Here is a 20,522-nt window from a genome sequence, read left to right on the forward strand (position 1 = left end):
GAGTGCCTGCCGGCTAGCGCCTGCCGGTGAGCGCCTGCCGGTGAGCCCCTGCCGGTGAGTTGCCTGCCGGTGAGTTGCCTGCCCGTGAGTGCCTGCCCGTGAGCGCCCCGGCCCCCGGGCGCACGGCCCATCGGACACACTGAAGCCATGTCGATTCACCAGAACCTGCTCGGGGGCCCCGCCCCCACCCACCTGCCCGACGAGCCCGCGCCCCGCGAGGCCCTCGCCGCCGGGACCGACCCGGCCGAGGTCGCCGCCGCGCACCCGACCTCCTCCCTCGCCTGGGCCGCCCTCGCGGACCGCGCCTTCGAGGCCGGCCACACGGTCGAGTCGTACGCGTACGCCCGCACCGGCTACCACCGGGGCCTGGACGCGCTGCGCCGGGCCGGCTGGAAGGGCCACGGGCCGGTGCCGTGGGAGCACGAGCCGAACCGCGGTTTCCTGCGCGCCCTGCACGCCCTGGCCCGCGCCGCCGGGGCCATCGGCGAGAAGGAGGAGTACGAGCGCTGCTCCACCTTCCTGCGCGACTCCTCGGCCACGGCCGCGGACACGCTCGTATAACTGCCGGCGTTCGCCCTAGAGGGCTTCCGGATCCCCTGCTTATGATGCGAGGCAGGGGACCGGGGCTCCACTTACCTCACGGAAGGAGCGGACCGCTACCCGGAAGCACGTGTCGAGGAGACAGAAATGTCGCACGCCCTTGATGCCTCCGGAGCCGGTTCGGACACCCCGAACCTCGACTTCGCCGGCACGACCCCGTACGAGGACTACGTCCAGGCAGACGTCCTCACCCACCTCCAGCACCTCCGCTCGGACGACCCCGGCGAGATGGTCTTCCTGGTCACGACCCAGGTCATGGAGCTGTGGTTCACGGTCATCGTCCACGAGTGGGAGACGGCGGCCCGCGCCCTGCGCGAGGACCGCATCCCGGTCGCGATGGACGCGCTGAAACGATCCCTCCGCGAGCTGGAGGCCCTGAACGCCTCCTGGCGGCCCCTCGCGCAGCTCACCCCCTCGCAGTTCAACGCCTACCGCTCGGCGCTGGGCGAGGGTTCCGGTTTCCAGTCGGCGATGTACCGCCGGATGGAGTTCCTGCTGGGCGAGAAGTCGGCGTCCATGCTGGTCCCGCACCGAGGCGCGCCGCGCGTCCACGGGGAGCTGGAGAAGGCCCTCCAGGAGCCCAGCCTCTACGACGAGACCCTGCGCCTGCTGGCCCGCCGCGGGCTGCCCGTCCCCCAGTCGGTCCTGACGCGCGACCTCGCGCTGCGCTACGAGCCCTCGGCGGAGGTCGAGGCGGTCTGGACGGCCCTGTACGCCGAGCCCGACGGCGGCCACGCGGACCTGCACCGGCTGGGTGAGGTCCTCACGGACGTCGCGGAACTCGTCTGGCGCTGGCGCAACGACCACCTGGTGGCGACCCGCCGCGCGATGGGGGCGAAGACGGGAACGGGCGGCTCCGCCGGGGTGACCTGGCTGGAGAAGCGCGCCACGAAGAACGTCTTCCCCGAGCTCTGGACGGCCCGCAGCCATGTCTGACACCCACGCCACCTCCGACCTGGCGGAGCGCGCGGCGCGGCTCGACGCCCTGGACGGTCTCGCCAAGCTCCGTGAGCGCTTCACCCTCCCCGACGGGGTCGTCTACCTCGACGGGAACTCCCTCGGAGCCCTTCCGTCCGCCGTTCCCGACGCGCTGACGGACGTCGTCCGCCGCCAGTGGGGCGAGCTCCTCATCCGGTCCTGGGACGAGAGCGGCTGGTGGACCGCCCCCGAGCGGATCGGCGACCTCATCGCCCCGCTCGTGGGCGCGGCCCCCGGTCAGGTGACGGTCGGCGACTCCACCAGCGTCAACCTCTTCAAGGCCCTGGTCGGCGCCGCCCGTTTGGCCGTACCCGGCCGGACGAAGCTGCTGGTCGACGCGAGCACCTTCCCGACGGACGGCTACATCGCCGCCTCCGCCGCCCGGATGACCGGCCTGGAAGCGGTCCCCGTCGACCCCGCCGACGCGCCGCGCGCGATCGACGGCGACACCGCGGTGGTGCTGCTCAACCACGTCGACTACCGCAGCGGCCGGCTCCACGACCTGCCCGGTCTCACGGCGGCCGCGCACGCGGCGGGCGCCCTGATCGTCTGGGACCTGTGCCACAGCGCGGGCGCCCTGCCGGTCGGCCTCGACGCGCACGGCGTCGACCTCGCGGTGGGCTGCACGTACAAGTACCTCAACGGCGGTCCCGGCTCCCCGGCGTACGTGTACGTGGCCGCCCGCCACCAGGGTGCCTTCGACTCGCCGCTCCCCGGCTGGAACAGCCACGCCGAGCCGTTCGCGATGACCCCGGGCTACGTGCCGGCCGAGGGCGCGGCCCGGGCGCGCGTCGGGACGCCGGACATCCTGTCCATGCTGGCGCTGGAGTCGGCCCTCGGGGTGTGGGAGGGCGTGGCGGTCGAGGACGTCCGCGCGAAGTCCCTCGCTCTGACGGACTTCTTCCTGGAGTGCGTGGCCCGGTACGTCCCGGAGGGGAAGGTCGAGGTGGTCACCCCGGCAGGACACGCCGAGCGCGGCAGCCAGGTCTCGCTGCGGACCGAGGGGGCCCGCGAGGTGATGGCCGAGCTCATCTCCCGCGGGGTCGTCGGGGACTTCCGGGCGCCCGATGTCCTGCGCTTCGGGTTCACCCCGCTCTACGTCGGTTTCGCCGACGCGGAGCGTGCCGCGCGCACGCTGGGTCACGTTTTCGGGTGACGCCCTAGCGAAACGTCACTTCGACGGGTGTGGCGAACGAGCGGGCGGGGCTGCGGCCCCGCCCGCTCCGCTTGTGCCCGGTGCGGCCACAGGACGGCCCGTTCCAGCCTGATACGGTCCCGCTCTGGCGAAACACCGGAACATCAGTCCCCGCTGTCCCACGCGTTTACCGAGAGGTTGAGCCGATGACGGACCCCGCAGCCGAACGGGACGCCGCCGAGGCCGCCTCGGCCTTCTCCCATCCGCCGGTCGAGCCCGACGCGAGCGCCGCGTACGGGGAACACCCCGACCAGGTCGTCGACTTCTACGCTCCCCGCAGGGGCGCCGGGGGTCCCGCCCCGCTGGTCGTGGTCCTGCACGGCGGGGCCTGGCGGGCCCCGTATGACCGGCAACACATCACCCCCTTCGCGGAGTTCCTCGCCCGCCGGGGTTTCGCCGTCGCCAACGTCGAGTACCGGCGCGGGAGTTCCCTGCCGCACCAGGGCTCCGACGGGCCGGTGGCGGGGCGCTGGCCGGAGACCTTCGACGACGTCGCCGCCGCCATGGACGCGCTGCCGGGGCTGGCGGCGCGGGCGCTGCCCGTCGCGGACCTGCACCGGGTGGTGGTGACGGGCCACTCGGCGGGCGGCCACCTCGCGCTGTGGGCCGCGGCCCGCCACGTCCTGCCGGCCGGGTCCCCGTGGCGGCTGCCCTCCCCGCCGCCGCTGCGCGGCGTGGTGGCGCTGGCCCCCATCGCGGACTTCGCGGTGGCGGAGGAACTGGGGGTGTGCGGGGGCGCGTCCGCGCAGCTGCTGGGCGGCCCGGAGCACTGGGACGCCCGCCTCCCGTCCGCCGACCCCGCGTCCCTGCTCCCGACCGGCATCGCCACCGCGGTGGTGCACGGGAGGGAGGACATCGTGGTCCCGCACGCGGTGGCGGAGTCGTACGTCGCCGCCGCGGGAGAGGCGGGCGAGCTGGTCGGCCTGACCCTGCTGGACGGCGTCGGCCACTTCCCCCTGATCGACCCGGCGGCCGACGCCTGCGCGGTGGTCTGCGAGGAGCTCGCGCAACTGGCCTGGTAAGGCCCCGCGGCAAAGGCGGGCACGGACACGCGGCGGTGTGCGAAGATCCGCGCACAGGCCCCGGCCCCGACGCGTCGCGGGCCTCATCGAGAGGTGGGCGGGACGGTACCGATGACCAGCACCCTGCGACGGGCCGCGTCCGGCTCCGGCGACCCGAGCGGCGCGGACCGGGCCGCGGAGCGGGCGTAGTGGCGACCTGGGGTCTGCTCCTGGAGCGGAACATCGGCGAGCGCCAGGGGCTGACCTGGTCCGTCGGGGTGATGGAGCACGTCGAGGGGACCCGGGAAGAGGCCCTCGCCCTGCTCCGGGAGCGGGTCGACGGTTTCGATCCCGGACTGTTCCAGGCCGTGCGGCGCAGGGTCGTCTACCGCGAGGGGGACGGGTTCCTCGTCATCGTGGAGGTCCGCTTCGGATGGCACCGCCACTACCGGTTCAGGGCGGTCGAGGTCGTCTCCGACAGCGCCCCGCCCCCGCCGGATCCCGAGCCCCCGTCACCGCCCGAACCGGTGCCGGTACCGTCCCGCAGGCGTCCGGCTCCGGCTCCGCAGCCGCCACCACCACCGAAGGACTGGGACGCCGACGTACCCGACCGTCCCGCCTGGCTCGGCAGGGACGACCTGACCTGATCTGACCTGGCCTGATCTGACCTGGCCTGGCCTTACCTGGCCTTACCTGCCCGCCCCCGTCGGCCGTGCGCCGGATCGCCCGGCCGCACGTGGACCTCAGTCCCACTGCCGGTCGGCGAGGGAGGCGACCGGGGCCGGCTTGCCGATGAGCGCCAGGGCGATGAAGAAGTTGATCTGGCCGATCGCGATGGTGAGGGTGGCCAGGGCCTTCTCGTCGAAGTGCTTCGCCGCCTCCGCGTACAGCTCGTCGCCGACGCGCTCCTTGCCCTGCGGGGCGGGCTGGAGGACCGCCTCCACCAGGGCGAGGGCGGCCCGCTCGGCCGGGGTGAAGCAGTGGGCGTCCTGCCAGGAGGAGACGGCCGTGATCCGCTCCTCGGTCTCGCCCGCCTTGCGCAGGAACCCGGTGTTCAGGATGGTCAGGTAGGTGTTGTGGACGATCTGGCCGGCCCGCAGGTGGACCAGGCTGATCGTGGTGCGCGGCACCGAGCGGTTGCCGGTGGCCCGGAAGAGGGCGGCGCTGATGTCGCTCATCTCGGGGACGAACGCGCCCGGGTCGGGCATGCGGGAGATGGAGGCGGTGGCGGCGCGGGGGGTGTCGGTGCTCGTCATGGCGTCTCTCCGGTGGCTGGGGCCGGCGCCCGCTGCGTCGGCTTCACCGCACTGACGGATGGGACGGCGCGAGTGTGACAGCTCCGGGAGAAAACTTTTCGGGGCGACACGTGCGGCCGTGCGGGGGACCATGAAGGAACGGATACGGCCGACCCGTCCGGCCGCGCGGGCGCCGGACCGGTGCCGGACGGGCCCTACGGCCCGGTGCGCCGTCGGCGCTCCGCGCCGTCGTCCCGGTCCCCGGCGACCTCCGCCCTTCCCCTTCTCCCCCGTGGGAGGCAGCACCATGAACCGACGTACGCGCCTGATCCTGCTCACCCCCGTGATGGCGGGCTCCCTCGCCCTCGGTCCCACCGCCCTCGCCATGGCATCGGCCCCCGGGGCCGTTCCCGCCGCCACGTGTTCCCTGTCGGGCGTCCTGCCGGACGGCACGGTGAGCATCTCCGGGGGCGGGTTCCAGCCGGGGCCCGCCTTCCTGGAGTCGTCCACGGGCGTCGGCGCCGGCTTCAGCATGAACCAGGACGGCACGTTCAACATCGCCAAGGCGAAGGACGGCCAGTACTCGGTCCGGCAGGGCTCGACGGTCACCAAGTGCAGCGGAGGCAGCGCGGCAACCACTGCCACCGGTACCACCCTCAAGGCCGGCATCGTCGCCGGCTGGGACGCCGTCAAGGCCGACTGCAAGGCGACGGCCCCGGCCTCGGCCAACCAGCAGTTCAGCCAGGGCTGGAACAAGGGCGCCGCCGTGGCGAAGGAGGCCTTCTGCTGAAGCCGCACACGCCCGAGCGGGGCGGCCGGCGGACGTGCCGGCCGCCCCGCTCGGGGGTGGTGCGGGTGCTGCGGGTGCTGCGGGTTCCTAGAGGAACGAGTTGATCTCGATCGTCTCGGTGCGGCCGGGGCCGACGCCGATCGCGGAGATCGGGGCGCCCGACATCTCCTCCAGGGCCTTCACGTACGCCTGGGCGTTCTTCGGGAGGTCGGAGAAGGTCTTGGCCTTGGTGATGTCCTCGGACCAGCCCGGGAGGGTTTCGTAGATCGGCTTCGCGTGGTGGAAGTCGGTCTGCGAGTACGGGAGCTCCTCGACGCGCTTGCCGTCGATCTCGTACGCGACGCAGACCGGGATCTCCTCCCAGCCGGTCAGTACGTCGAGCTTGGTGAGGAAGAAGTCCGTCAGGCCGTTGACGCGGGTCGCGTAGCGGGCGATCGGGGCGTCGAACCAGCCGCAGCGGCGGTCACGGCCGGTGGTCACACCGCGCTCGCCACCGATGCGGCGCAGGGCCTCGCCGTCCTCGTCGAACAGCTCCGTCGGGAACGGGCCGGCGCCGACGCGGGTCGTGTAGGCCTTGAGGATGCCGATGACGCGGCTGATCTTCGTCGGGCCCACGCCGGTGCCGGTGCAGGCGCCGCCGGCGGTCGGGTTCGAGGAGGTGACGAAGGGGTACGTGCCGTGGTCGACGTCGAGCAGGGTCCCCTGGCCGCCCTCGAAGAGCACGACCTTGTCCTCGTCCAGCGCGTTGTTGAGGATCAGGGTGGTGTCGGCGACGTAGCCCTTGATCTGGTCCGCGTACTGGAGCATCTCCTCCACGATCGCGCCGGCCTCGATGGCACGGCGGTTGTAGAGCTTCGCGAGGAGCTGGTTCTTGCCCTCCAGCGCCGCTTCGACCTTCTGCGTGAGGATCGACTCGTCGTAGAGGTCCTGGACGCGGATGCCGACGCGGTTGATCTTGTCCGCGTAGGTCGGGCCGATGCCGCGGCCGGTCGTACCGATCTTGCGCTTGCCGAGGAAGCGCTCGCCGACCTTGTCGAGGGTGACGTTGTACGGCGTGATCAGGTGCGCGTTACCGCTGATCAGCAGCTTCGAGGTGTCGATGCCGCGCTCGTTCAGGCCGCGCAGCTCGGAGAGCAGGACGGCCGGGTCGACGACGACACCGTTGCCGATGACCGGGGTGCATCCGGGGGAGAGGATGCCGGAAGGGAGAAGGTGCAGCGCGTACTTCTGGTCACCCACGACGACCGTGTGGCCGGCGTTGTTGCCACCCTGGTAGCGCACTACATAGTCAACGGATCCACCGAGCAGGTCGGTGGCCTTTCCCTTGCCCTCGTCACCCCACTGAGCTCCGAGCAGCACAAGAGCGGGCACAGGCGTACACCTCTTCCGGATGGGGCATGTCCAAGGTCAGGGGGCGTACGACGATGTACACCGCAGGCTGAGCCGTCGGACCGGTACCCCGGAATAGACGAAGGCCCTGGCGCAATAGCGCAAGGGCCTCTTGCACAAAGATGCTACCCGAGGAAGGACCGAGGTGTCGGCTCCAGAGCCCACCATGAGCCATGCGGGCGCGCCGGTCGGCGGCCTGCTCGTGCTCGTCGACCCGGTCGCCCGCCGTCTTGACGGCGAGTCCGTGCGAATCGCGAAGGATGTGTTGTCAGCGGGGGCCGCGGCGAAAATCTGCCTCCCCGATTCGCAGGAGGAATTTGCGCGGGCCCTCGCCCGCCGGGGTCATCGGCGGCCGGTGATCGTGGGTGACGACCGGGCGCTGGTACGGGCCGTGGCGCTGCTGCACCGGGAGCGGGGGCCGGTGGACCGGGCGCTCTCGCTGGTTCCGGTGGGGCCCGCGGGGTCGCTGGGGCTGGCCCGCTCGCTCGGCGTGCCGCTGTCGGCGGTGCTCGGGGCGCGGGCGGCGCTGGACGGGGTGCCGCGGCCGCGGGACCTGCTGGTCGACGACAGCGACGGGGTGGTGCTGGGCGGGCTGCGGATCGCGGGTCCTCCGGCGGCGCGGCGCGGCGGCGCGTACCGCTCGCTGCTGCGGACCCTGCTGACCGGCCCGCCGGCCGCGCCGCACCGGCTGCGGGTGGAGGTGCGGGTGGACGGGGTGGTGCTCGCGGACGTGGACCAGCCCGTGGAGGACGTGGCGGTGCGCACGGGGGAGCGGGGCGGGCCGGCCGAGGTCGTCGTCCGGCTCGCGGGGGCCGCGCCGCTCACGGGACGGGCCGAGGCGGTGACGGTGTCCGGGGCGGACTTCCGTTACCGCGCCGACCACGTCCTGACCGGCCCGGTCCGCCGCCGCACCTGGACCCGCCATCCGGCGGCCTGGGCCCTCACCCTGCCGCGCTGAGCCGGCCCCCGGCGGGTGGGGGCGGGGAGGCGTACCCGCAGCTCCCCGTCGGAGCCGGGGGCGATGTTGGCAGGGGCGATGTTCCGGAACGCCGCCGGGGTCCGTCGCCCGGGGCCCCGCCGGGCAGCCCCCGGGCAGCCCCCGGGCAGCCCCCGGGCAGCCCCCGGGCAGCCCGGCGGGGGCCGGGCAGCCCCCCCCCGGGGCCCCGCCACCGCGGCTACGGCAGGTCGAGCGTCGCGCGGTGGGCGCGCCAGCGGTCCATCATTCCGAGCATCTCGCCCTGCAGGAACTCGAAGAACGCCGCCGTCTCCGCGATCCGCGCGCCCGCCGGGGAGCCCTCTCCGAGGCCGGCCGCGCCCTCGCGCAGGGTCTTCTCCCACAGGGTCAGGACCTGGTCCCGGCGGGTGAAGGTCTCGTACCAGAGCTCGTTGTGCAGGACGTACCGGTCGCGGCGGGAGCCCGGTTCGCGCTCCCGGCTGACCATGTTGACCTGCGTCAGGTAGGCGACGGCGCCCGATACCGCCGCCGGACTGATCTGGAGCGCCTCGCCCAGTTCCGCGGAGGTCATCGATCCCCCGTCGCTCGCGAGCAGCCGCGCGAAGACCCGGGAGGCCATGCGTTGCATGCCCGCCTCCGTCAGCTGCGCCGCGAACCGCTCCACGAAGCGGGATACCGCTTCCTCGTCCCGTACATCCATCGCATCCGCCACCCCTCAGACTTTACGTGATTCCCTAGCTTCACAATTTTGTGAAAGTAGCGTACGTTCAGAAACATGACGAAGGCAATCAGCGTCGCCGGGCTCCACAAGGCGTTCGGCCGCACCCACGCACTGGACGGACTCGACCTCGACGTCACCGCGGGCGAGGTCCACGGGTTCCTCGGCCCCAACGGCGCCGGGAAGTCCACCACCATCCGGGTCCTGCTCGGCCTGCTGCGCGCCGATGCCGGGACCGTCAGCCTCCTCGGCGGCGACCCGTGGGCCGACGCGGTGGCGCTCCACCGGCGCATCGCCTACGTCCCCGGTGACGTCACCCTGTGGCGCAACCTCTCCGGAGGCGAGGTCATCGACCTCTACGGGCGGCTCCGCGGCGGCCTCGACCGGGCGCGCCGCACCGAGCTGCTGGAGCGGTTCGAACTCGACCCGACCAAGAAGGGCCGTACGTACTCCAAGGGCAACCGTCAGAAGGTCGCCCTGGTCGCCGCCTTCGCGTCGGACGTCGAGCTGCTGATCCTCGACGAACCCACCTCCGGCCTCGACCCGCTGATGGAGGAGGTCTTCCAGAGCTGCGTCGCCGAGGCCCGTGCCGCCGGCCGCACCATCCTCCTCAGCAGCCACATCCTCAGCGAGGTCGAGACCCTCTGCGACCGCGTCAGCATCATCCGCGCCGGCCGCACCGTGGAGACCGGCACCCTCGCCGAACTGCGCCACCTCACCCGTACGTCGATCACGGCCGAACTCGCCGGACCGCCGAACGGCATCGCGCACCTGCCCGGCGTGTACGACGTCGACGTGCGCGGCCTGAAGGTCAGCCTCCAGGCCGACACCGACAAGCTGGACGCCGTGCTGCGCTCGCTCACCGCCTCGGGCGTGCGGTCGCTGACCTCGACCCCGCCCACCCTCGAAGAGCTCTTCCTCCGCCACTACACGACCGCTGACGAGGCGAACGCACGATGAACCGACAACTGGCGGGCACCGGCGCGCTGCTCCGGCTGGCCCTGCGCCGCGACCGCGTGATGATGCCGGTGTGGGTCCTCGTCACCGGCCTGCTGGTGGTGAGCATGCCCGGTTCACTCGAAAAGGTGTACGGCACCGCCGCCGAACGCGCCGAGCTCGCTTCCTCGATGAACGCCAACGGCTCCATGCGCGCCCTGTACGGGCCGGTCTTCGGCGACTCCCTCGGCGCGCTGACCTCCTGGCGCATGGGGGTCTACGGCGCCGTCCTCGCCGCCGTGATGAGCCTGATCGTCGTCATCCGGCACACCCGCGAGGAGGAGGAGACGGGCCGCCAGGAAATGCTGTCCGCCGCCATGGTGGGCCGCCGGGCCCCGCTGACCGCGGCGCTGCTCGCCGCCCTCGTCGCCAACGCGTGTGTCGTCCTGCTCGTCGCGGGCGGACTCGCCGGGCAGGGCGGGCCCGGCGCCCTCGCGCTGGGCCTGGCCATCGGCGGCGCCGGTCTGCTGTTCGCGGGGATCGCGGCCATCGCCGCCCAGCTCACCGAGAGCGCCCGCGCCGCCAAGGGACTCACCTCCGCCGTCCTGGGCGCCGCCTTCGTGCTGAAGGCCGCCGGCGACGCCGGTACGCCGGACGGCGCGTCCGCCCTGACCTGGATCTCCCCGCTCGGCTGGGTGGAGAACGCCCGCGCCTTCGCCGCCGAACGCTGGTGGGTGCTCCTCCTGCTCGTCGCCGGGGTGGCGCTCACGACGGGGGCCGCCTACCTGCTCTCGGGCCACCGCGACCTGGGCATGAGCTTCCTGCCCGCCCGTCCCGGACCGGCCGAGGGCCGGCTCGGCACGGCCGGGGCCCTGGCCTGGCGGCTCCAGCGCGGCAGCCTCATCGGCTGGGGCGCCGCCTTCCTCGTCGCCGGGCTCGTCTTCGGCGGGATGGCGGACGGCGCCGCCGATGTGGTCGGCGGCAACGAGAAGACCCGTCAGATCATCGAGCGCATGGGCGGGCAGAGCGGGCTCACCGACGCCTTCCTCGCCGCGATGGCCGGACTGCTCGGCATGATCGCCGCGCTCTACGTGGTCTCCTCCGTGCTGCGCCTGAACGGCGAGGAGAGCGCGCAGCGCGCCGAACCGCTGCTCTCGAACGCCGTCGGGCGACTGCGCTGGGCCGGCGGTCACCTCGCCGTCGCGTTCGGCGGCTCGGCCGTGATCCTGCTGCTGGCCGGGCTCGGACTGGGCCTCGGGCACGGCCGGGACATCGGTACGGCCGTGGGTGCCTGCCTCGCGCAGCTCCCGGCGGTGTGGCTGCTCGGCGCCCTGGCCGCCCTGCTGCACGGCGCGCTCCCGAAGTACGCGGTCGCGGGCTGGGCCGTCGCCGGAGTCGCGCTGGCCCTCGGCTGGATCGGCCCGGCGCTCGACCTCCCCCAGTCGGTCATGAACGTCTCGCCCTTCACCCACCTGCCCAAGCTCCCCGGGCCGGAGTCCCTCGACTGGGCTCCGCTGCTGACCCTGACCGTCCTCGCGGGGGCGCTGGTCGCGGCAGGACTGGGCGCGCTGCGGCGCCGGGACCTGACGGCGTAGCCGCGGGCGGAGACCACGAGGGGGCCCGGGCCCCGGCCGGACGGCCGGGCCCGCGCCCGGCGCTTTCGCCTTCGGGCCTCCGGCCTTCGGGCCTCCGGCCTTCCGGCCCGTCGGCTAGAACTCCACGATCAGTTCGCGCAGGCCCCGGATGACGTAGCCGTCCCCCCACTGCGGTTCCCTGACCAGGCGCAGCGGTGGGAGCGCCGGGTCGAGCAGGGCGCCGAAGGAAGCCGCGAGCTCCAGCCGGGCCAGGGGCGCCCCCAGGCAGTAGTGGATCCCGGCGCCGAAGGTCAGGTGCGGGTTGTCGCCGCGTGAGAGGTCCAGCACGTCCGGGTTCTCGAAGCGTGCCGGATCCCGGTTCGCAGAACCGAACAACAGTGCGACTTCGGAGCCCCGGGGGATCGGGGTGTCCCCGATCAGGATGTCGTCGAGCACCCAGCGCTCGAACATCTGGAGAGGCGTGTCGAAGCGCATGAGTTCATCCACAGCTGTGGACAACTTTTCTGGATCCACCGCTCCCGGGTCCGCGCGCAGCCGCGCGAGCTGCTCGGGATTGCGGAACAGGGCCCACCAGCCGTTGACCGTCGTGTTGACGGTCGCCTCGTGTCCGGCGTTCAGCAGGAGGACACAGGTGGAGATCATCTCCTGCTCGCTGAGCCGGCCCTCCTCATCGTGGGCGGCGATCAGGCCGGAGATCAAATCCGCGCCGGGCCGCCTGCGCCGCTCGCCGATCAACTCCCGCAGGTACGCGCTGAACTCCACGCTCGCGGTCACCGCACGCCGGGCCGTCTCCGGGTCCGGCCGGAGCTCGAACATCCCGCAGATGTCCGCCGACCAGGGCCGCAACAGCCCCCGGTCCGCCTCCGGGACACCCAGCAGCTCCGCGATCACCGCCACCGGCAGCGGCTCGGCGACGGCGGTCAGCAGGTCCCCGCCCCCCGCCCGGCGCAGCCCGTCCGCCAACTCCCGGGCCAGCCGCTCCACCGCGGGCGCGAGCCGCTCCACGGTGCGCGGGGTGAAAGCCTTCGCCACCAGCCGTCGCACGCGCGCGTGCGCGGGATCCTCCAGGTCCAACAGGCCGTTCCCGTTGAGCACGTGGAAGGGCTCGTGCTCCGGCGGCGGCGCCTGTCGGCCGAACTCCTCGTGGCTGAAGCGGTGCAGGTAGGTCCGCCCCAGCCGTCGGTCCCGCAACAGGGCGCTCACATCGGCGTAGTGCGGCACCAGCCACTGCCCGGTCGCCTGCGACCACACGGCCCGCCCCTGCGCCCGCAGTTCCCGGTAGGCGGGGTAAGGATCGGCGACGAACTCGGCATCCCACGGATCAAAGCCCATCCCCGCAGACTAGCCCCGCCCCGCCGGGAACCCCCTGGACCCGCCCCGCAACCCGGCCCCTCCCGGCGGGCCCCAAGGGCCCCGGCCCGTACCCGGCCCGGACGACGGCCCCGGCCCGGATGGCGGCCCGCACCCGGCCCGGACGGGGCCTAAGTCGGCGTCACCAGCCGGGTCTCGTAGGCGAACACCGCCGCCTGCGTCCGGTCCCGCAGGCCCAGTTTCACCAGGATCCGGCTCACGTGCGTCTTGATCGTGGACTCCGCGACCAGCAGCCGGTCCGCTATCTCCCCGTTGGACAGGCCCTGCGCGATCAGCACCAGCACCTCCGTCTCCCGCTCCGTCAGCTCTGGCACCCCCGCCGGATCGGCGGCCCGAGGAGCCTGCGCCAGCTTCGAGAACTCCACGATCAGCCGCTTCGTCACCGAAGGGGCCAACAGTGCCTCCCCGGCCGCCACCACCCGTACTCCGTCCGCCAGCTGACGGGCCGACGCGTCCTTCAACAGGAACCCCGAAGCCCCCGCCCGCAGCGCCTGGTACACGTACTCGTCGAGGTCGAAGGTCGTCAGGACCAGCACCTTCGCGTCCGCGTCGGCCGCCACGATCTTCCGTGTCGCCTCCAGGCCGTTCATCTCCGGCATCCGGATGTCCATCAACACCACGTCAGGCCGCAAGGCCGCCACCTGCGCGATGGCCTGCCGGCCGTCGACGGCCTCGCCGACGACCTCGATGCCCTCCATCGCGTTCAGCAGGACGGAGAAGCCCTCGCGGACCATCATCTGGTCGTCGACGATCAGCACCCTGATCGTCATACCGGGTCCTCCTCCGACTGCGGTCGGCTGCGTACCGGTATGAACACCGCCACCTCGTACCCGCCCGAAGGGCTCTCCCCGGCCGTCATCTCCCCTTCCAGCATGGCCACCCGCTCCCGCATTCCGGTGATCCCGTGCCCGGCCCCCGGCGAAGGCGGCACGTCCCCGACGGCCGGGCCGTTGACGACCCGTATCCCCAGACCACCCAGCACGTACGACACCTCGACCTCCGCCAACGATCCCGGCGCGTGCCGCAGGCTGTTGCTCAGGGCCTCCTGGATGATCCGGTACGCCGACAGCTCCACTCCCTGCGGCAGCTCGCGCACCGCACCCGTGACGGTCTTCTCCACGCTCAGCCCGGCCTCCCGCACATTGGCGAGCAGCCCGTCCAGCGCGGCCAGCGTCGGCTGCGGGGCGTCGGGGGCCTCGTAGTCCGCGGACCGCACCACCCCCAGCACCCGGCGCAGCTCCGTGAGGGCCGCCACCGCGTTCTCCCGGATGGTGACGAACGCGGCCTCCAGCTCCGGCGGCGGATTCTTCACCCGGTACGGAGCCGCCTCCGCCTGGATCGCCACCACCGACATGTGGTGCGCGACCACGTCGTGCAGCTCCCGCGCGATGGTCGTCCGCTCCTCCAGCAACGTCCGCCGGTCCCGCTCGAAGGCCGTCACCTCCAGCACCGCCGTGACCTCCTGCCGGGCCTCCCGGCGGGTGTTGCGCACCGTCACCAGCAGCAGCGCCACCGCCGAGGCGGAGGCCATCGGCCCGATGCTGCCCGCACGCTCCGCACCGAACAGGATCTGCACGGCAGTCCCGAACGCCACGGTGACGACCCACATCCAGCCGGCCACCCGGGGCCTGGTCCGCAGCGCGACGAAGACCATCACGGCGAGGTAGGAGACGAAGGTGCCCGGAGACCAGGGCCAGGTGAAGATCCGGTCCTGCAGTACCGAGAGCACGACCGTGGCCGCCAGCGCCGCCCAGAAGGCCCCCAGGGGCCGCACCAGGGTCATCAGCACCGGCGCCGCGGCCACCAGCCCCGCCACGGTGAGCGAGACCGGCGACATACCGCCCGGCCCGCTGGCACCCGCCAGCATGACCACGAAGAAGGCCGTCACCACCACCACCGCGTGTGGCAGATAGGCCATCCGCGTCCGTATCCGCGCCGGGAGGCGGCGGACGATCGGTCCGTCCGTTCGCATCGGGGCGAGCGGCCGATAGGCGAAGGCATCCGTGAACATGTCGTCACGCAGGCTCTGCATCAAGCCTGAAGCCAGCCTCAGTTCGGGCGGACGGGGAGTGGCCCCGGTGGTCGTCTGGGTCATGTTCAAACCGTAGGCCGCCTCCCCATTGGCCCGCGTCGGCGTAGAAGGGGATTTCCGGGGGTCCCCCGCAAGTACTACGCGGCTTCCCTCAGTAGCCCGCCGGACGGACCAGACCCGTCTCGTACGCGAACACCGCGGCCTGCGTCCGGTCGCGCAGACCCAGCTTCACCAGGATCCGGCTCACGTGGGTCTTCACCGTCTGCTCGGCCACGGTCAGATGTCCGGCGATCTCCGCGTTGGACAGCCCCTGGGCGATCAGCGACAGCACCTCCGTCTCCCGTTCCGTCAGCTCGTCGATCCGGGCCCGGGACGGCGCCCGCGGCGCCCCCAGCCGGGAGAACTCGGTGATCAGTCGCTTCGTGATGTTCGGCGACAGCAGGGCCTCGCCGGCGGCCACCACCCGCACCGCCTCGGCGAGCTGGTCCGCCGAGGCGTCCTTCAGCAGGAAGCCGGAGGCGCCCGCCCGCAGCGCCTCGTACACGTACTCGTCGAGGTCGAAGGTGGTCAGCACCAGCACCTTCACCCTCGACTCCGGCACACCGGTGATGACCGAGGTGGCCTCGATGCCGCCCATGCCGGGCATGCGGATGTCCATCAGCACCACGTCCGGCCCGAGTTCGGCGACCTTCGCCACCGCGTCGGCGCCGTCCACGGCCTGCCCGACCACCTCTATGTCGGGCTGCGCGTTCAGGAGGACGGTGAAGCCCTGCCGGACCATCATCTGGTCGTCGGCGATCATCACCTTGATCGGAGTGCTCATGCGTCCTTCTTCGTCTCGGAGGAGCCGCCCGGCGGGTCCATGGGCAGGACCGCGCTCACCTCGTACCCGCCACCGGGACGCGGCCCGGCGGCCAGCTCGCCCCCCAGCATGCCCGCCCGCTCCCGCATGCCGAGCAGCCCGTGCCCGGCGCCGACGGACGGCGGGGCGACCCGGGAGGGCGCCGAGTTCGCGACGCACAGGTGCAGTTCGCGCGGCCCGTAGGCGATGCCGACCTCGACCCGCGAACCCGGCGCGTGCCGCAGACAGTTGCTCAGCGCCTCCTGGACGATCCGGTACGCGGTCAGCTCGACTCCCGGAGCCAGCGGCCGCCGTATCCCCGCCACCTCGGTGATGACGTCCAGCCCGGCCCCCCGCACGTTGTCCACGAGGCCGTCCAGCTCCGCGAGGGTGGGCTGCGGATGCTGCGGCGCCGCAGGATCACCGGGCTGCTCGGACCGCAGCACCCCCAGGACCCGGCGCAGCTCCGTCAGGGCCTCCAGGGCGTTCTCCCGGATTCCGGCGAGGTTCTCCTTCAGTTCCTCGGACGGGTTCTCCACCAGGTGCGGGGCGACCTGGGCCTGGATGGAGATCACCGACATGTGATGGGCCACCACGTCGTGCAGCTCACGGGCGATCCTGCTGCGCTCCTCCAGCAGGGTCCGCCTGGCCCGTTCCTCCTCGGTCAGGGTCTCCTGGACGACGAGTTGTCCCCGGGCGAGCCGCACCGCGCGCAGGGAGTAACCCAGGAGCCCCACGATGCCGAAGACCAGGCTGGACGTGAAGAAACTGGTGGTGCTGTGATTCGGCTTGAAGAGCAGCTCGGCCACCGCCGAGAGGCCGACGGGGACGGTGACGACCGCGACGGTGGCCCGCGGCGGCACGCGCAGGGCGGCCAGCAGGATCAGCGGGGCGAGGGCGAAGAATCCGGCGGGCATCCACGGCCAGGACTGGCCCTGCCCCACGTGGGAGTGGATCGTCCAGGCGATCAGGCCGGCCGCGAGCAGACCCAGCCACCAGGCGGCGATCGGGCGCGACAGCGCCACCGCGATGGGCACCCCGGACAGGAGGGCCAGCACCAGCGAGGGCCCGCCGGTGACGTGGTAGTGCGACAGCTGCTCGTTGGTGAGGAAGCAGAAGAGCACGGCCGCGTAGAGCACCACCGCGTGCGGCAGCCGGGCCAGCCACCGGGGCCTGGACATCCGGGGGAGCGGATCCCGCCGCAGGGTCAACAGCTCGCTGACCACACGGCCCTTGGCGAGGAGGGCGGTATCCGCCCCGGATGCGCGTTGTTCGGTCACGCGGATCACCCTAAACACGGCCGGCCTCCTCGAACCGGGCCGCCCGGGGCACCGGGACCCGCGGTTGCCGCGGAGATCGCGGCAGTGCGCGCGGTGCGGGCGGCCCGAGGCTGCTCGTGAATCCGGAAGGCGGACCAGCAGATGGTCAGGGCGGCCGCGAACACCGGCAGCCACAGCAGCCGCGCGAAGATCCAGCCGAGCGAGCCGGGCGCGGTGTGCAGTCCCGGCAGTTCGGTGGAGAACAGCAGCCCGACGGCGGTCACGGACATCATCGCGGTCTGGTGCCACAGGAAGACGGTCATCGCGGACAGGTTCAGCAGGGCCACCTTCGCCCAGGTACGGGGCCGCCTCATGACCCGGGCCAGCGGTCCGCGCACCAGCAGGGCCAGCCCGCACTGGGCCAGGCCGAAGGTGACGGCGGCCAGCGTCGGCGGGTTCAGGTTGGAGACGGCAGCCCCCGGGACCCCCACCATGGAGGCCGGGTACCCGCCCCAGAGAACCAGCGCGGCGGTGGCGGCCCCGCCGCCGACCAGCAGGAGCAGGGACTGCCGGCGCCGGGAGAAAGCGCCCCGGGACCAGGCCGCGCCCAGGGTGTAGGGGACGAGCCAGCCCGCGGCGACATTGACCCAGCCGATCCACTCCGGCCCGCCGAAGCCGAACCGCCACACGTCCACCCCGGCCACCACGGCCAGTGGCCACAGCGGACCGATCCGGGCGACGAGCGGGGTGGCCGCGGTGAGCGCGGCGAACACCAGCAGGAACCACAGGGGCGACCACACCAGCCTGAGCAGCGTCCGCAAGGTCTCCGGCGCGGCGCCGCCCAGCAGCAGCCCGCCCGCCACGACGGCCCACAGCGTCACCACCGCGGCCACCGGCCGGAACAGCCGCCCGAGGCGCTGGCGGACCCAGGCGCCGTACGAGACTCCGCGCGCCTTCGCCGAGGCGTGGCCCTGGGCGGCGACATGACCGCCGACCAGGAAGAACACGGCCAGGGTCTGGAACACCCAGGAAACCGGGGCCAGCCAGGGCATGGCGGCGAGCGGACTCGCGCCGTGCAGGCCGCCGTCGGTGACGGTCAGGGCGGTGACCAGCCAGTGGCCCAGTACCACCCCGAGGATCGCGAAGGCCCGCAGAGCGTCCACGGACCGGTCCCGGTGGGCCGGGGTCGCGCTGTCGACGCGGTCCGCGAGGGCGGACCAGCGGGTGCGGAGCTCACGCATGTGAGGCCTCCTGGCGGATGGGTGAGGCGACGGGGCCGGTGAGACCACCGGGCCCGGCGGCCGGGCCGATGACGATGCGGGCCAGGCTGTCCAGGGACTCCGTGCCGGGCTTGAGGTAGTCGCTGTGTCCGGCGGAGCCCGCCGCGAAGAGCCGTGCACCGAAGGCCGGGTCCACCGGGTCGGTACCGAAACCGAGACCGGCGAAGCGGATATGGGGAACCCCGCCGATCCAGTCCTCGCTGCCCCGGCCGGCCCACACCCGCGCTCCGGTCGGCATCCGCCCGGCGGACGGGAGCCCCGTGCCGGGACTCCCGTAGAGGACGACATCGCTCACGCGGGGTCCGGTGCCGGTCCGGGCGCAGACCACCGAGCCGTAGGAGTGGCAGAGCAGTGAGATCCGGGCGTCGGCGCCGGTCATCTCCCCCAACCGGTTCAGGAACGGTCCCAGTTCGGCGGCCGCCTCCTCGGCGCGGGCGGCCGTCAGGACCGTGGTGCTGACCGTTTCCGGGGTGTCGTACCCGAGCCACGCGACCACCGCGGAGCGGGGATGCTCCCGCTGGAGCCGCTGCTGGAGGGAGCGGGCACCGTCGCGGAAGCGCTGATAGGTGTCCAGCGAGGTGTCCGAGCCGGGCACCAGGACGGCGATCCGGTCGGCGGTGCCCAGATCGCCCAGCACCTCAATGGCACGCCCCTGCCCCCGGCCGTCGAAGGTCAGGAACTGCGCCCCGCCCTTCTGCCCTGGGGCGGCGGTCGCCATCGTCCGCAGCTTCTCGGCGCGGCCGGTCCGCCCCGCGTCCCGAGCCATGCGCGAGGCCTCGCCCAACGCGGCGAGGTTCGTCGTGTAGCGGCTCTGTATCGTCGCGGACGGGGCGAAGGACGCCGGGACGGGCGCGGGAATCCTCGGCGAGGCCGCCGCGGACACGGGGACCACGACGGCCGCGGCGACGAGGCCGGCCAGCAGAGTGCGGCGGATGCGGCTGCCCATGGTCATGGCGTGCCCTTCTTCCCTGACTTCGTAGGAAGAGCGGGTGATCACCCGCTCTCACAACGACGTTAGGAATCAGCCCCCTTGGTCGGCGTCACGCTCCGGAGCGGCCTTTCCTCGTAGCTCTCAGGTATGACAGGCACTACCTCAGAGCCAGCCGGCCCCCGAGCCGATCCGCCAGTCGACCCCAAGGGCCGCTCACCACCGCTGCGTTAGGGTCCGTGCAATGAACAAGAACGACTGGAGACGCGACCGCATCGGCAGCGCGCACCGGGGTGAGAACCCCACCGTCCTGCGCCGCCTCGACTCGGGGTTCGCGGTCATCGGGGACCGCCAGTTCCTGCCCGGCTACTCGGTCCTGCTGACCGACGACCCGGCCGTGACCCGCCTCTCCGAGCTGCCACGGTCCCGCCGCATCTCCTACCTCACCGACCTGGAGCGCCTCGCCGAGGCCGTCGAACGCGCCTGCGCCCGCCTCGACCCGGCCTTCCGCCGCGTGAACATCGAGATCCTGGGCAACACCGACCCCTACCTCCACGCCCACATCTGGCCCCGCTACGAATGGGAGCCCGCCGACCTCGTCGGGATGCCGGTCTGGCTCTACGAGGACGAGGAGTGCTGGCGCGGCGAGCGCCACGCCCTGGCGCCCCGGCACGACGGGCTGCGCACCGCCATCACCGGGGAGCTGGAGACCCTCCTCGGCTAGCGGCCCCTCCGGCCCTCCGGCCCCCCAGCCCCCCCAGCCCTCCCTCCCCGGAGCTACGTCGCCGACGTCGCCACGCGCACCCCGAAGCCGATCAGCACGACCCCCGTCACCCGGTCCATCGTCCGCCGGACGCGCGGGCGCGTGAAGAACCGCCGGGCGTGCGAGAGGACGTAGACGTAGGTGCCCAGCCAGAGCAGGGTCAGCAGCACGTGGACCAGGACGAGGAGCGCCATCCCCGCCGCCGGCCGCAGGCCGTGCGGCGCGAGGGTGGGCAGCAGCCCGGTGTAGAACACGGCGATCTTCGGATTGAGGGCGTTGCTGACCAGACCGGTCCGCCAGGCGCTCCCGCTCCCGCCGCCGGCACCGCTCCCGGCCCCGTCGGGGCCGCCCGGGGAGCCGCCCTCCGGGCCGCCCCCCGGGCGGCGCAGGGACTGGATGCCGAGGAAGCACAGGTATGCCGCGCCCGCGAGCTTGACCCCCAGGTAGACCTCGGCCGAGGCGGCGAGCAGCGCGGCGAGACCGGCCACGGTCAGGGCGCCCCAGAGCAGCAGCCCGGCGGCGATCCCGCCGACGGTGCGCAGCCCGTCGGCCCGCCCCCGTGAGACGGCCCGCCGGGTGACGATGGCCATGTCGGGGCCGGGGACGAGGGTGAGCAGGGCCAAGACGCCGGTAGCCGCGGCGAGTTGCGTGAGCAC

21 protein-coding genes are annotated in these 20,522 nt (G+C 73.0%); 10 read left to right on the forward strand and 11 right to left on the reverse strand.

The genetic code is table 11. From position 1 onward, the window contains the following. The first annotated feature begins 147 nt into the window (after positions 1-147). From OG295_RS18090 to OG295_RS18110, 5 genes are all read left to right on the forward strand, one after another. Positions 148-561: a DUF3151 domain-containing protein gene (locus OG295_RS18090; protein ID WP_266840050.1), complete on the forward strand. Its 414-nt coding sequence runs from the start codon at positions 148-150 to the stop codon at positions 559-561. A 126-nt stretch (positions 562-687) separates the two neighbouring features. Beyond that, positions 688-1,536 carry a tryptophan 2,3-dioxygenase family protein gene (locus tag OG295_RS18095; protein WP_266840049.1) on the forward strand — a complete coding sequence of 283 codons (849 nt, stop codon included), beginning with the start codon at positions 688-690 and terminating at the stop codon, positions 1,534-1,536. Next, complete coding sequence (gene kynU, locus OG295_RS18100; protein ID WP_371677801.1) at positions 1,529-2,734, forward strand: kynureninase; 1,206 nt, start codon at positions 1,529-1,531, stop codon at positions 2,732-2,734. The genes OG295_RS18095 and kynU overlap by 8 nt, the downstream gene beginning before the upstream one ends. A gap of 185 nt (positions 2,735-2,919) precedes the next feature. Next, positions 2,920-3,795, forward strand: a complete 876-nt coding sequence (locus OG295_RS18105; RefSeq protein ID WP_371677802.1) for an alpha/beta hydrolase family protein — start codon at positions 2,920-2,922, stop codon at positions 3,793-3,795. 188 nt (positions 3,796-3,983) lie between these two features. Then, on the forward strand, positions 3,984-4,421 hold the full coding sequence (locus tag OG295_RS18110) for a hypothetical protein (protein WP_371677803.1): 438 nt from the start codon (positions 3,984-3,986) through the stop codon (positions 4,419-4,421). Positions 4,422-4,517: 96 nt separating this feature from the next. On the opposite strand, the gene OG295_RS18115 is transcribed toward OG295_RS18110, so the two are convergent. Then, positions 4,518-5,030, reverse strand: a complete 513-nt coding sequence (locus tag OG295_RS18115; RefSeq protein ID WP_371677804.1) for a carboxymuconolactone decarboxylase family protein — start codon at positions 5,028-5,030, stop codon at positions 4,518-4,520. 286 nt (positions 5,031-5,316) lie between these two features. On the opposite strand from OG295_RS18115, the gene OG295_RS18120 reads away from it, so the two are divergent. Continuing rightward, a complete protein-coding gene (locus OG295_RS18120) occupies positions 5,317-5,799 on the forward strand; it encodes a hypothetical protein (protein ID WP_371677805.1) in 483 nt (160 codons plus the stop codon). Between the two features lie 87 nt (positions 5,800-5,886). Here OG295_RS18120 and OG295_RS18125 read toward each other — a convergent pair whose 3' ends face one another. Next, the gene (locus OG295_RS18125; RefSeq protein WP_030228647.1) at positions 5,887-7,170 is read right to left on the reverse strand and encodes an adenylosuccinate synthase; all 1,284 of its coding nucleotides are present in this window, start codon (positions 7,168-7,170) and stop codon (positions 5,887-5,889) included. A 184-nt stretch (positions 7,171-7,354) separates the two neighbouring features. Here OG295_RS18125 and OG295_RS18130 point away from each other — a divergent pair, with 184 nt between their 5' ends. Beyond that, complete coding sequence (locus OG295_RS18130; RefSeq protein WP_371681224.1) at positions 7,355-8,146, forward strand: diacylglycerol kinase; 792 nt, start codon at positions 7,355-7,357, stop codon at positions 8,144-8,146. 217 nt (positions 8,147-8,363) lie between these two features. Here OG295_RS18130 and OG295_RS18135 read toward each other — a convergent pair whose 3' ends face one another. Continuing rightward, entirely contained in the window at positions 8,364-8,843 is a 480-nt protein-coding gene (locus OG295_RS18135; RefSeq protein ID WP_051840640.1) for a GbsR/MarR family transcriptional regulator, read from the reverse strand. A gap of 75 nt (positions 8,844-8,918) precedes the next feature. On the opposite strand from OG295_RS18135, the gene OG295_RS18140 reads away from it, so the two are divergent. Together OG295_RS18140 and OG295_RS18145 are read left to right on the forward strand one after the other, a co-directional pair. Then, a complete protein-coding gene (locus tag OG295_RS18140; protein ID WP_266840040.1) occupies positions 8,919-9,821 on the forward strand; it encodes an ABC transporter ATP-binding protein in 903 nt (300 codons plus the stop codon). After that, positions 9,818-11,392 carry an ABC transporter permease gene (locus OG295_RS18145; RefSeq protein WP_371677806.1) on the forward strand — a complete coding sequence of 525 codons (1,575 nt, stop codon included), beginning with the start codon at positions 9,818-9,820 and terminating at the stop codon, positions 11,390-11,392. Before OG295_RS18140 ends, OG295_RS18145 begins: the two co-directional genes overlap by 4 nt. 114 nt (positions 11,393-11,506) lie before the next feature. On the opposite strand, the gene OG295_RS18150 is transcribed toward OG295_RS18145, so the two are convergent. From OG295_RS18150 to OG295_RS18180, 7 genes are all read right to left on the reverse strand, one after another. Next, positions 11,507-12,724 (reverse strand): cytochrome P450, encoded by a 1,218-nt coding sequence (locus OG295_RS18150; RefSeq protein ID WP_371677807.1) that lies wholly within the window; start codon positions 12,722-12,724, stop codon positions 11,507-11,509. Between the two features lie 149 nt (positions 12,725-12,873). Next, positions 12,874-13,533, reverse strand: coding sequence for a response regulator (locus tag OG295_RS18155; protein WP_371677808.1), 660 nt, complete (start codon positions 13,531-13,533; stop codon positions 12,874-12,876). After that, positions 13,530-14,858 carry a sensor histidine kinase gene (locus tag OG295_RS18160; protein ID WP_371677809.1) on the reverse strand — a complete coding sequence of 443 codons (1,329 nt, stop codon included), beginning with the start codon at positions 14,856-14,858 and terminating at the stop codon, positions 13,530-13,532. The genes OG295_RS18155 and OG295_RS18160 overlap by 4 nt, the downstream gene beginning before the upstream one ends. An 88-nt stretch (positions 14,859-14,946) precedes the next feature. Beyond that, on the reverse strand, positions 14,947-15,618 hold the full coding sequence (locus OG295_RS18165) for a response regulator transcription factor (RefSeq protein WP_266840035.1): 672 nt from the start codon (positions 15,616-15,618) through the stop codon (positions 14,947-14,949). After that, positions 15,615-16,916 carry a sensor histidine kinase gene (locus OG295_RS18170; RefSeq protein WP_371677810.1) on the reverse strand — a complete coding sequence of 434 codons (1,302 nt, stop codon included), beginning with the start codon at positions 16,914-16,916 and terminating at the stop codon, positions 15,615-15,617. The genes OG295_RS18165 and OG295_RS18170 overlap by 4 nt, the downstream gene beginning before the upstream one ends. Positions 16,917-16,921: 5 nt before the next feature. Next, positions 16,922-18,136, reverse strand: a complete 1,215-nt coding sequence (locus OG295_RS18175; protein WP_371677812.1) for an acyltransferase — start codon at positions 18,134-18,136, stop codon at positions 16,922-16,924. After that, positions 18,129-19,127: an alpha/beta hydrolase gene (locus tag OG295_RS18180; protein ID WP_371677813.1), complete on the reverse strand. Its 999-nt coding sequence runs from the start codon at positions 19,125-19,127 to the stop codon at positions 18,129-18,131. The genes OG295_RS18175 and OG295_RS18180 overlap by 8 nt, the downstream gene beginning before the upstream one ends. Positions 19,128-19,347: 220 nt before the next feature. Between OG295_RS18180 and OG295_RS18185 the strand changes: the two genes are divergently transcribed. Then, entirely contained in the window at positions 19,348-19,827 is a 480-nt protein-coding gene (locus OG295_RS18185; protein WP_371677814.1) for an HIT family protein, read from the forward strand. A 53-nt stretch (positions 19,828-19,880) separates the two neighbouring features. On the opposite strand, the gene OG295_RS18190 is transcribed toward OG295_RS18185, so the two are convergent. Then, on the reverse strand, positions 19,881-20,522 hold the full coding sequence (locus OG295_RS18190; protein WP_371677815.1) for a LysE family translocator: 642 nt from the start codon (positions 20,520-20,522) through the stop codon (positions 19,881-19,883).

The sequence above is a fragment of the Streptomyces sp. NBC_01276 genome (genome assembly GCF_041435355.1).
In the GTDB taxonomy this organism is placed as follows: Bacteria; Actinomycetota; Actinomycetes; order Streptomycetales; family Streptomycetaceae; genus Streptomyces.

Bases quoted from the DNA above. Each gene is read 5' to 3' on its own strand.
- OG295_RS18090 (WP_266840050.1), top strand. From the start codon at position 148: ATGTCGATTCACCAGAACCTGCTCGGGGGCCCCGCCCCCACCCACCTG.
- OG295_RS18095 (WP_266840049.1), top strand. From the start codon at position 688: ATGTCGCACGCCCTTGATGCCTCCGGAGCCGGTTCGGACACCCCGAAC.
- kynU (WP_371677801.1), top strand. From the start codon at position 1,529: ATGTCTGACACCCACGCCACCTCCGACCTGGCGGAGCGCGCGGCGCGG.
- OG295_RS18105 (WP_371677802.1), top strand. From the start codon at position 2,920: ATGACGGACCCCGCAGCCGAACGGGACGCCGCCGAGGCCGCCTCGGCC.
- OG295_RS18115 (WP_371677804.1), bottom strand. From the start codon at position 5,030: ATGACGAGCACCGACACCCCCCGCGCCGCCACCGCCTCCATCTCCCGC.
- OG295_RS18120 (WP_371677805.1), top strand. From the start codon at position 5,317: ATGAACCGACGTACGCGCCTGATCCTGCTCACCCCCGTGATGGCGGGC.
- OG295_RS18130 (WP_371681224.1), top strand. From the start codon at position 7,355: ATGAGCCATGCGGGCGCGCCGGTCGGCGGCCTGCTCGTGCTCGTCGAC.
- OG295_RS18135 (WP_051840640.1), bottom strand. From the start codon at position 8,843: ATGGATGTACGGGACGAGGAAGCGGTATCCCGCTTCGTGGAGCGGTTC.
- OG295_RS18140 (WP_266840040.1), top strand. From the start codon at position 8,919: ATGACGAAGGCAATCAGCGTCGCCGGGCTCCACAAGGCGTTCGGCCGC.
- OG295_RS18145 (WP_371677806.1), top strand. From the start codon at position 9,818: ATGAACCGACAACTGGCGGGCACCGGCGCGCTGCTCCGGCTGGCCCTG.
- OG295_RS18150 (WP_371677807.1), bottom strand. From the start codon at position 12,724: ATGGGCTTTGATCCGTGGGATGCCGAGTTCGTCGCCGATCCTTACCCC.
- OG295_RS18155 (WP_371677808.1), bottom strand. From the start codon at position 13,533: ATGACGATCAGGGTGCTGATCGTCGACGACCAGATGATGGTCCGCGAG.
- OG295_RS18160 (WP_371677809.1), bottom strand. From the start codon at position 14,858: ATGACCCAGACGACCACCGGGGCCACTCCCCGTCCGCCCGAACTGAGG.
- OG295_RS18165 (WP_266840035.1), bottom strand. From the start codon at position 15,618: ATGAGCACTCCGATCAAGGTGATGATCGCCGACGACCAGATGATGGTC.
- OG295_RS18175 (WP_371677812.1), bottom strand. From the start codon at position 18,136: ATGCGTGAGCTCCGCACCCGCTGGTCCGCCCTCGCGGACCGCGTCGAC.
- OG295_RS18180 (WP_371677813.1), bottom strand. From the start codon at position 19,127: ATGACCATGGGCAGCCGCATCCGCCGCACTCTGCTGGCCGGCCTCGTC.
- OG295_RS18185 (WP_371677814.1), top strand. From the start codon at position 19,348: ATGAACAAGAACGACTGGAGACGCGACCGCATCGGCAGCGCGCACCGG.